Annotated in this window: 3 protein-coding genes; 1 reads left to right on the forward strand and 2 read right to left on the reverse strand. The window is 46.4% G+C overall.

Annotation, left to right across the window (positions count from 1 at the left end; all coding sequences use genetic code 11):
- Positions 1-51 precede the first annotated feature (51 nt).
- Positions 52-861 (reverse strand): SDR family oxidoreductase, encoded by an 810-nt coding sequence (locus IQ242_RS23210; RefSeq protein ID WP_193961575.1) that lies wholly within the window; start codon positions 859-861, stop codon positions 52-54.
- 420 nt (positions 862-1281) lie between these two features.
- Between IQ242_RS23210 and IQ242_RS23215 the strand changes: the two genes are divergently transcribed.
- Positions 1282-1692 carry a VOC family protein gene (locus IQ242_RS23215; RefSeq protein ID WP_193961576.1) on the forward strand — a complete coding sequence of 137 codons (411 nt, stop codon included), beginning with the start codon at positions 1282-1284 and terminating at the stop codon, positions 1690-1692.
- On the opposite strand, the gene IQ242_RS23220 is transcribed toward IQ242_RS23215, so the two are convergent.
- A partial coding sequence (locus IQ242_RS23220; protein ID WP_193961577.1) for a methyltransferase occupies positions 1659-2143 on the reverse strand: 485 nt, incomplete at its 5' end. The genes IQ242_RS23215 and IQ242_RS23220 overlap by 34 nt on opposite strands.

A 2143-nucleotide genomic window follows, 5' to 3' on the forward strand; every position in this document is an offset into this window, starting at 1 on the left:
CCCCACACCCTACCCCCAGGAAAAACTTTTTCACCAGACCCTAATTAAACCCTAGTTAAACACTTCTCGCCATCCTCGCTTTCCTTTGCCTTGGCGTAAGGGAGAGGCTAAATCGACAATTTTCTCGAGCAGTTTCGGGGCCAATTTTTGACACCAAAGAGCTAGATGACTTTGCCAACCGACGACAATTTCCGTTTTTTCCCTATTTAACCCAGTAATTAGGGTTTGGGCGACTTCTTCGGCGCTCATCGGTTTTAACCATCGAAATAACTGCAATTCTCGCACCATATCCGTATCGGTTAAAGAGGGTAAGAGGGTGACAACTTTGATGTTGTGTTCCCGTAATTCCGACCTGAGAGCTTGACTAAAACCCAAAATGGCAAATTTGGTGGCCGAGTAGGTAGCGAAGCTAGGAGCGGCAATTTTACCCATCATGCTGGAAACATTGACGATGGTTCCATGTCCACGAATTGCCATCCGGCGGGCAATTAAGCGAGTAACCGTGTACAGGGCCATCAGATTTAAAGATATTTCTGCTTGCACTTGCGAAAATTGCGAGCGTAGAAAGGGGGTTTGATGGGCAAAACCGGCACAGTTAACGAGGATATCGATGCCGCGGCATTCTTGCCAAACTCGGATAATTGAAGTGCTAACAAGGTCATTTTCGGTTAAATCTAGGGCTAAAGGTGTGGCAATGACCCCTAGGGACTCAATTTCTTTGGCTAGTTTTTCTAATCGCTCTTGATCTCTGGCAACAATCACAATTCTGCTTAAACCTTGTCGGGCTAATTCTAAGGCGATCGCTCGTCCAATACCCCGGGATGCCCCCGTGACTAGGGCTGTTTTTCCCTGTAATTTCATGATCAAACTCCTGTTTTAAGCAACAGTACGGGAATTTATTGGTTTTGCTTCTGAAATCTTTGATTTGTGCATCTATGCCCTACATAAGTAGCGAAGCAATCGAGGGATAGATGGATAGGTTAGGGTGCATGGGATTTTTCCTCCTTCAAAGCGCACTCTTGAACCCACGGTAACAGTTGTCTTTACAAACAGCAATCTTTTTTAACACTTTTCCGCAAAATCACTCGATCGGATGAACGCTCAGGGTGATCCTCGATCGGATGGAAATAGTCCCAGGGGACTTGCAGATATAGGTAGGGTATGGTGAAAAAGTAGGGGCGAAGCATATCTCGGATAGGAAATCTACGGTTTCAGCGATAGGTTATGCCCGAATGCTTCGCCCCTACAGGACTTGCTCCTCTCTCCTAATCCCTCACCCCAATGAATAACCCCCCCGATAGTCCATTCAATTACACAGAGGCTTTTATTGCCCTAGGCACGAGTAATTTCGATCGCTCGGTACAGTTTTATCGTCAATTGTTGCAACAGGAACCAAACCCCTACCTTGCCGACGTTTATGCGGAATTTAGGCTGATTAACCTTAAATTAGGTCTTTTTTGCCCTAAAGAGTCCCACAGAGACGAATTTAGCGATTCTAGGGGCAGTGGCATGAGCATTTGTTTCGAGGTGGAGAGTCTCGAAAAAGCGATCGAGCATTGGATCGAAATCGGCTATGGTGCTAGGGGAGAAATTAGCCAGGCTTCCCACGGTCCGGAAATCTACATCTATGATCCGGATGGTAATCGTTTAATTTTCCATCAATCCACCGCTAAAACCAATCCTTTCAGGTAGGAACCTTCCGAGTGATAGATACTGGTGGGATGGTCCGCCGGTTGGCTTAAACGTGCTAAAATTCGCACTGGGCGAGCCGATTCAATGGCTGCCGCCATGACAGCCCCCTGAAAATGTTCTTCGTTAACCACTTGGGAACAGGAAAAGGTGAAAATAATACCTTGGGGGCGAATTTTCTGGAAAGCTTGGTAATTTAATCTTTTATAAGCCATAACCGCCTGATGACGGGATTGGATACTTTTGGCAAAAGCGGGGGGATCGAGAACAATCAGATCGTAATCCTCCTGACAGTCGCGCAGAAAGTTAAAAACATCGGTGCTGTAGGATTGATGGGGAACTTGACTGAGATTATTCAGGGCGATATTTTTTTCGGTAAGATCGATCGCACCGTGGGAACTATCAACGGAATCGACTAGGGCAGCCCCCGCTTGCATAGCATAGACGGAAAAGC

This window comes from Microcystis sp. LEGE 08355, assembly GCF_015207185.1.
In the GTDB taxonomy this organism is placed as follows: domain Bacteria; phylum Cyanobacteriota; class Cyanobacteriia; order Cyanobacteriales; family Microcystaceae; genus Microcystis; species Microcystis panniformis.